The sequence below is a fragment of the Ursidibacter sp. B-7004-1 genome (assembly GCF_053654055.1).
The window spans coordinates 1-8,122 of sequence record NZ_JBSIUP010000048.1 but is presented as its reverse complement, the minus strand read 5'-3'; the positions used below and the strand labels follow the sequence as shown (position 1 = coordinate 8,122).

The 8,122-nt window shown below is 36.6% G+C and carries 5 protein-coding genes and 2 pseudogenes; 1 reads left to right on the top strand and 6 read right to left on the bottom strand.

Annotation, left to right across the window (positions count from 1 at the left end):
- Positions 1 to 357, top strand: a pseudogene (locus tag ACWIW0_RS10875) (IS256 family transposase, variant Zn-binding type); the annotation flags it as partial.
- Between the two features lie 185 nt (positions 358 to 542).
- On the opposite strand, the gene ACWIW0_RS10870 reads toward ACWIW0_RS10875, so the two are convergent.
- From ACWIW0_RS10870 to ACWIW0_RS10845, 6 genes and pseudogenes are all read right to left on the bottom strand, one after another.
- Positions 543 to 1,700 carry a cupin domain-containing protein gene (locus tag ACWIW0_RS10870; protein ID WP_454453325.1) on the bottom strand — a complete coding sequence of 386 codons (1,158 nt, stop codon included), beginning with the start codon at positions 1,698 to 1,700 and terminating at the stop codon, positions 543 to 545.
- A 14-nt stretch (positions 1,701 to 1,714) separates the two neighbouring features.
- Positions 1,715 to 2,044 (bottom strand): hypothetical protein, encoded by a 330-nt coding sequence (locus tag ACWIW0_RS10865; RefSeq protein WP_454453324.1) that lies wholly within the window; start codon positions 2,042 to 2,044, stop codon positions 1,715 to 1,717.
- A 599-nt stretch (positions 2,045 to 2,643) separates the two neighbouring features.
- Positions 2,644 to 2,787: pseudogene (locus ACWIW0_RS10860) on the bottom strand (IS481 family transposase); the annotation flags it as partial.
- Positions 2,787 to 4,091 carry a serine--tRNA ligase gene (serS, locus tag ACWIW0_RS10855; protein ID WP_454453323.1) on the bottom strand — a complete coding sequence of 435 codons (1,305 nt, stop codon included), beginning with the start codon at positions 4,089 to 4,091 and terminating at the stop codon, positions 2,787 to 2,789. The pseudogene ACWIW0_RS10860 and the gene serS, both read right to left, overlap by 1 nt.
- Before the next feature lie 46 nt (positions 4,092 to 4,137).
- Positions 4,138 to 4,617 carry an SsrA-binding protein SmpB gene (gene smpB / locus ACWIW0_RS10850; RefSeq protein WP_157394649.1) on the bottom strand — a complete coding sequence of 160 codons (480 nt, stop codon included), beginning with the start codon at positions 4,615 to 4,617 and terminating at the stop codon, positions 4,138 to 4,140.
- A gap of 190 nt (positions 4,618 to 4,807) precedes the next feature.
- On the bottom strand, positions 4,808 to 8,122 hold a 3,315-nt coding region (locus ACWIW0_RS10845), incomplete at its 5' end, for a YadA-like family protein (RefSeq protein WP_454453322.1).

The following is an 8,122-nucleotide window of genomic DNA, read 5'->3' as shown; positions in this document are numbered from 1 at the left end:
CTCAAAATACTTGTTAAAACCCTCAAAGAAAGCACAAAAAATAAATTTTATCGCCATTTACATCTATGGTATTTAACTCACCAAGACTATTTAAATGAACGGTCAGATAAATGCAATGAAAAAGGTTATTTTCCTTATAAGCATAAAGGATTAAGGAGTGCTTTATCTAGCTTAAAATATTATGAGAAATATTTATTTACCTTCGAAAAGTACCCTGAATTAAATATAGAAAAAACGACAAATAGGCTTGAGGGTTTATTTAGTGAACTAAAACGAAAATTAAATAATCACAATGGATTAAGCAAAAAGCGTAAGGTATTGTTTATACAAGATTTTTTAAATAAAAAGAGTTGCTAACGACATAAAAAATAATTATTAGCAACTATTTTGTCCACTTGAACGTGTAATGGGTAAATCAGCAACTATTTTGTCCATTACACCTGAGATCTGATTATTGATTTTAACTTAAATGAGGAGAAAAAAGAGTTTTACCAATTCAGGTTTTGGTAAAACTCATTGTTGAAATTGATAACTGGACGAATTTAACTCAATTTTAATACCCCAATATAAGCTAACTGCCACATTAATTGTGAGATTTTATCTCTTCTACCTTCAGGCACGCTTTCTAAGATATCATCTAATCTTTTTTCTTCTCCTTTCTTAATCTCCTGAAATATTTCATTAAATTGTTCATCTAACGCAATGCCATATCCATTTGAAATAATCTTATTTTCATGATTGAAATAATGATTTTTTGTATTAAAAGAGACTTTTTCTTGACTTGGTATTGAATTATGCTGATAATTCCCCAAATATTCTAATTTTAGAGGATTCTCTATACGTTTCTTATCATAGAAATTTTCAATAAATTTACGATAGTTTTCTTTATCTTTTATATAAGCTGAAGTTTCTTCTGCCAACTGTTCAAGTAAACTCTTATCTTTTTCATAATACGATAAAGATGCTCTAGCTATCTCTTTTTCAACAATATTTTGAGCAACCCAAGTAAGATAATTGTTTGCAAATGCTGGAAATATACCAACAGCTAAATGAACCGTCTCCTCACCAACTGGAATAGGATCATGCCACCAACCTCTAGGCAGATAAAGAATATCTCCAGCCTCTAAAACAATATCCATATAAACATTTTCTAAATCTGGATAATATTCAGGCATATCTTTACTACGTTGCATAAATAATGGTTTTTTAAATGTAGGAGCATGAATAATCCAACGTTTTTTCCCCTGCATTTGTATAGCAAAAATATCCCGACTATCCCAATGACTTTTGAAAGATCTTTGAGTGTTAAAAGCTATATATAGACTAGAGAACACATGGCATCCCATAAATTGGGAAATTTCTTGAGAAAAACAATCTACACTCGGTTCATTTACGATTCCATTTGCAACCAACGTAGCTCCATCTCTTAAATAAGAGTATAAGTGTTCTTCCTTAAATTTATAGCGCATTGTCCCTAAGTCATCGTATTCTTCTAAATAATACGACTTATCCAGCTTTTGTCCTTTATACATCAGCTTAATCGCATCTTCAGAAAGAAGATCACAACGTGGCAAAACCTCGTTAATTGAATTCCAAGAAAGTAAATCCTGCTTATCTAAAGCCCCTTTCATTAATAGAGGTTTCTTTTCAAAGTAGTATTCAATGAATTCCGCATAAGAAACCGGAAAATTAATTTTCATTATATTCTCTCTAATTACTGATAATCGGTACCATCACCATAATCTGATCCGGATTGGTTTGTATTAGAAGTCTTTGTTGGATAACTAGAACCAGGCATATAATGATTACCAAAACTAGAATTACTTATTCTTCCTTCAGTCCAACTAGGTGATACATTAACGTGAACGGGAACAGACAAAGGAAATTTCACTGGTGTATTTACAATATTTTCCCTAACTTCATCATAAAAAGGATCTACAACTTCACGACCAGCAATGTAGCTGACCACCACAGCAGTTCCTTTAATTACTGGATGAACGCCACCAAAGACTAAAGATAATTCATTAATTTTAAGTTCTTTCATTTTTTTCTCCTAGTTAAAAAATCATTCCTTTCCAAGAAATAATATAACAATAATAATGCGATATAGAAGTAAGCAACATGTATATTAAAAAAAGATGACAAGACATATGATATTAAATAAATAAATAAATAAATAAAGAATTGTCCTGCAAAGGATTTAATCGTTTTTAACATACTTTCCATTTTACTCATTAAAAATACCAAATAACTGTTAAACAAGTTCACAACAATTCATCACTATATAAATTAGTTAATTACTTTATCAATTTCCCATATACCTTTTCACCATGGCATACTCAACGGCCTGTTTTTCAATTTAACAGTGCTTCACATCATTTTTTTCCAAATGAAATGATAAGTGGAAAGCGTATAAGAAATAATAAATTGTAGCATAGAACTCAAGCTTAAAAAGAAATATTTTGTTCTTATCTCAAAAAGTTAGAATACTTTAACTCAAGAGCTGTATTCTGTATTCCACAGGGTTTGTAATCACATGATTTAACTTCTAAATTTGGTGTTTGATGGCATTGAGCCCCACAACGATGTAGAAGATCAAACCTAATCTGACAGTCCCCGTTTAAAATTACCGTGTCTGTCAGATTAATTTGAGCTTAAATTCTTTTCTGCCCAAATCCGTTTTCCATCAAGTAGTGTTTCCATTAGTGTTCTTCCACAGCACATTTTTCCTTGATGCGTTCGATGATGGTTATAATACATCAACCATTCATCTAAATCTTCTTGTATTATTTAATAATCGCTAATCCATTCATATATGGACGCAATACTTCAGGCACTGTAATTGAACCATCTTCATTTTGATAGTTTTCTAACACAGCAACCAAAGTACGGCCAACCGCTAATCCTGAACCATTTAATGTATGCACTAAACGAGTTTTCTTATCGCCTTTTGCTTTGCAACGAGCAGACATTCTACGAGCTTGGAAATCCCACATATTTGAGCAAGAAGAAATTTCACGATAGGTATTTTGTGCAGGTAGCCAAACTTCTAAATCGTAAGTTTTGGTTGCACCAAATCCCATATCGCCTGAGCAAAGTAATACTTTACGATAAGGTAAACCTAAAAGCTGTAATACTTTTTCTGCGTGTCCTGTTAATTCTTCGAGTGCTTCCATTGATTTTTCTGGTGCAACAATTTGTACCATTTCAACTTTATCAAATTGGTGCATACGAATTAAGCCACGCGTATCACGCCCGTAAGAACCTGCTTCTGAACGGAAACAAGGCGTATGAGCAGTAAATTTTAACGGTAGGCTTTCTTCTTCTAAAATCTCATCACGCACTAAGTTGGTAACAGGTACTTCCGCAGTTGGAATTAACGCATAAGCTTTTTGTACTGCATTTGGATCTTGCCCTTCTAATGGCTTTGTATGGAAAAGATCTTCCCCAAATTTAGGGAGCTGACCTGTTCCATAGAGAGTATCGTGGTTAACTAAATAAGGTACATAAGTTTCAATATAACCGTGCTGTTCCGTATGTAAATCAAGCATAAATTGTGCTAATGCACGATGTAAACGTGCGAGCTTATCTTTCATCACCACAAAACGTGTACCGGTTAATTTAACACCTGCTGGGAAGTCTAACCCCGCTAAATTTTCACCTAAGGTAACGTGATCTTTTACTTCAAAATCAAATTGACGTGGCGTTCCCCAACGAGAAACTTCCACATTTTCACTATCATCTTTCCCAACTGGCACTTCTTCTGCAGGTAAATTCGGCACTGAAAGGAGTAAATCACGAATTTCGCCTTGTACTTTATCTAATTCTACTTTAGCTAAATCTAATTCATTCCCCATAGAATCAACTTCAGCTAACAAGGCAGAAATATCTTCACCACGAGCTTTTGCCGCACCAATGTTTTTCGAGCGAGCATTACGTTCAGCCTGTAATGTTTCTGTTTTAACTTGTAGAGCTTTACGTTGTTCTTCTAAAGCGGTCACTTTTGCTGTATCAAGCTCAAATTTACGTTTTGTTTTGAGTATTTGAGCGACTTCCGCTAAATTTGTACGCAGTAAATTTTGATCAATCATTTTTTATCCTTATTTTATTTGCAAATTTTCAGAGCAATCTAACCGCTTAATAGCGATTAGCGTTTTTCATAATACGCTGTTTAGCAACTTGCCATTCTCTATCTTTAATATCATCACGCTTATCGTGTAGTTTTTTACCTTTTGCCAAACCAATTTTGACCTTAGCCCACGCATTCTTCCAATACATTGAAAGAGCGACAACCGTAAAGCCATCTCGATTTACTTTACCAAATAGCGAGTCTAACTCTCGCTTATTTAATAATAATTTTCGTGTGCGAGTAGGATCAGCAACAATATGCGTAGAGGCTACATTTAATGGGGTAATCATTGCCCCAAACAGATAGGCTTCACCATTGCGGAAAATCACATAACTGTCGCCAATATTTGCTTTCCCTGCTCGTAATGCTTTCACTTCCCACCCTTGCAATTCTAAGCCTGCTTCAATTTCATCTTCAATAAAATATTCGTGGCGAGCTCGTTTATTCAACGCAATAGTATTAGATGCAACTTTTGGTTTTTTACTCATAATCCATCTTTATTAACAAAAAATTGATGGGATTGTACCCTAAATACAAGAAAGTTTGAACGGACAAGCGGTTTGTTTTGTAGAATAATTTGCAAAAATAAACCCACCATTATAGGGAATCCTAAAATAGTGGGTCTATTAGAGAGTCTAAAATACCTAGTATTTAACTAGAGACTTTAATTCCATTTAATTAGAATTTAAAGCCTACACTTGCACCACCTGTGTAATCACCTTGGTTATTAGCACTTCCTGTTACCTTAATAATGATTCGACCATTATCGGACACTTTAGAATATCCGACAGCTAAAGCTGATGCTCCACGGTAAGTTCCACCTCCGACTGCAAGCATACTTTCGCTTGGGTTAAAGGCTTGTACTAATGATGCTGAAGCAACAGCACCAGCAACACCACTGCGTAAACGGTTATCGACCTTACCTAATTCAGCTTTAAGCTGACCATAATTTACAGCGTCTCCTGCATTTATTGCTTGGCCAACATTTTGGATACGGTTACCACCCATATCTACTTTGCCATTAGGATTAACTGTCAAACTATTAAAGTTCGGTGCCATTGTGGTTGCTATATCTAATGTTCTACCATTTTGGTTTACAACAATGTTCTGACCAGCATTAACTCTAACAGTCTCTCCCATTCCAACCTTAGCAGGTGCAGATTGATTAGATACTCCATTTGATCCTTCAACAGTACCAGATGTTAAGTTCCACCCCTTATCAATAACACTATGTAATGCATACAACTGGCTACCATTAATCGCATCAGTACTCTTCGCACTAATTAACCCTGGTGCGACATTTTGGATACGGCGAGTTTCCATCGTGCCATCTTGAGCAACGTTACCCACACTCACCACACCCTTCACTTGGCTTGCTTCGCCACCAGCATATTGGTAAGTTTCACCACCAATCGTTTGAGAGGTATGTGCTGAATTACCTTTCGTAGTTTCACCTTCTGCAACATAGCCAGATTGCGTACCTAAGAATACAGAGTTACTTTCTGTTTTTGTTACATTGTTTCCTAATACGAAAACATCACTTTGCCCTTGTGCAATTCGGTTATCGTTACCGATACTGTAAGATTTATCTGCATCAATAATGCTTGGGTCACCAAATGCGCCCGAATTGTTACCATTAACGATATTTCCAGTACCAATACTAATACTATCCGTTCCTGTTACTGTTGCATTATGACCAAAAGCAATCGCTCTTTCACCTGATGCTGTCGCTCTATACCCCACCGCTGTTGCATAAGCACCACTTGCACTAGAGTCTTCATTATTTTCAGATTGATCTGCTGGTCTCTCTGCTTTAGCTGTACCATCATTAGTGTGGAAGAACTTAATCCCTTGTGTATTCATATGGTTGATAGCTGTAATAACCGAGTTGGTGACGTGTTCTTTCTGATCTTGAACATTATAGGTCACTAATAGCGGTTTACCATTTTCATCAACTACCACATTTTTGTGTTCAAGCGTTGTTGTTGAGCCATCTGGGTTAGTAATTGTCGTTGTATAGTTAGCCGCAACATCTGGAGCACCTTGTCCGCCTGTTAAAGCAAAAATTTGTGCACCATTTACTGCATCAGTACTATTTGGTGAAATATCACCATTTGCGACATTAGAGATCTTATTACCGCCCATATCCACCTTTGTACCTTCTTTAACAGCGAAGGTGTTACCCTTACCACCGACATTAGTATCTCCCAAAGTGGTTGAGCCATTTACATTCAAGTCACCGCCAATATTCGCACCTTCTTTTGTAGTGAGATTAGTGAAGGTTGGGGTATCTGACATAGTAATTTTGATCTTACCACCTTCATTTGTGGTACTGACGTTTTTACTATCACCAATAATGTCAAGCTGCTCGCCTAGGTTTTTATGGATCACTTCTCCATTTTCACCTTTAAACTTCAAGCCTTTTTCTGTTAGTTCAGTTTTGGCTTTATCAAGCTGAGCAACATTTACCGCATCTTTACTATCAACACCTTCAGCTAAACCTGTGATTTTATTATCACTCATCACCAGGTCTCCACCTTTAATGGTTGCACCTTTTTCAGCAGTTACACTATCTTTGAATGTCGCTGGACCAGCCACATCTAACTTACCGCCAATATTCGCACCTTCTTTTGTAGTGAGATTAGTGAAGGTTGGGGTTTGAGAAGTCGCAACTGTAACGTTTTGTCCTTCACGAGTGATAACTATATTGTCACCCTGTTTAAATGTCACTACTTCATCAGGATTCACTTTTTCAGCGACTGTATCTGCTTCATCATTAATTTTCAGTTTCCAGCCAGATTCTTTCAACTGATTAACATTCACTGCATCGGTATCTGCTACACCTGCTGCAACATTACTCACAACATTGCCACCCATATCGACGCTTGTTTTGCCAGCAATAGCAAAAGTTTTACCCTCTCCGCCAATAGTGGTGTTGCCTGTGACAGTCAAATCATTAAGATTTGCTTTACCTGTTGATGTTACATTGGTTGTATTAACATCTGTAGCATTTACTGTTGTCGCATCCACGTTTGTAAAGGTTACATTTTCAGTGGTTGAAACGGTAATATTCGCACCATTTTGTACCAGCTTGATGTTTTTACCTGCAATATGAGTTACTTTATCGCCAGGGGCAACGTTGGTATCAGTAGCACTTTCAGCTTCTCCACCGTCCACTTTAGCAATGGTAACATTCCAGCCTTTTTCAGCGATTTCTCTAACTTTATCTAGCTGTTCAACATTAACCGCATCAGTTTTGTCTGTACCTGCTTTTAGACCTGTGATTTTATTATCACTCATAACTAGGTCGCCACCTTTAATGGTTGCACCTTTTTCAGCAGTTACACTATCTTTGAATGTCGCTGGACCAGCCACGTCTAGCTTGCCGCCAATATTCGCACCTTCTTTTGTAGTGAGATTAGTGAAGGTTGGGGTATCTGACATAGTAATTTTGATCTTACCACCTTCATTTGTAGTGCTGACGTTTTTACTATCACCAATAATATCAAGCTGCTCGCCTAGGTTTTTATGGATCACTTCACCATCTTCACCTTTAAACTTCAAGCCTTTTTCTGTCAGTTCAGTTTTGGCTTTATCAAGCTGATCAACATTTACCGCATCTTTACCATCAACACCTTCAGCTAAACCTGTGATTTTATTATTACTCATTTCAAGGTTTCCACCACTGATGGTTGCACCTTTTTCAGCAGTTAATTTATCTTTAACTGTAGCCGTACCATTTAGCGTAGTAGGACCATTCACTGTTGCTGAAGTAGCCGTCAATTCACCTGCGTTGGTTTTGTCTGCAGTCACTTCACTGAAGTTTACTTTGTCAGTGGTTGAAACGGTAATATTCGCACCATTTTGTACCAGCTTGATGTTTTTACCTGCAATATGAGTTACTTTATCGCCAGGGGCAACGTTGGTATCAGTAGCACTTTCAGCTTCTCCTCCGTCCACTTTAGCAATGGTAACATTCCAGCCTTTTTCAGC

Coding starts and splice junctions, on each gene's coding strand:
- ACWIW0_RS10870 (WP_454453325.1), bottom strand. CDS start 1,700: ATGAAAATTAATTTTCCGGTTTCTTATGCGGAATTCATTGAATACTAC.
- ACWIW0_RS10865 (WP_454453324.1), bottom strand. CDS start 2,044: ATGAAAGAACTTAAAATTAATGAATTATCTTTAGTCTTTGGTGGCGTT.
- serS (WP_454453323.1), bottom strand. CDS start 4,091: ATGATTGATCAAAATTTACTGCGTACAAATTTAGCGGAAGTCGCTCAA.
- smpB (WP_157394649.1), bottom strand. CDS start 4,617: ATGAGTAAAAAACCAAAAGTTGCATCTAATACTATTGCGTTGAATAAA.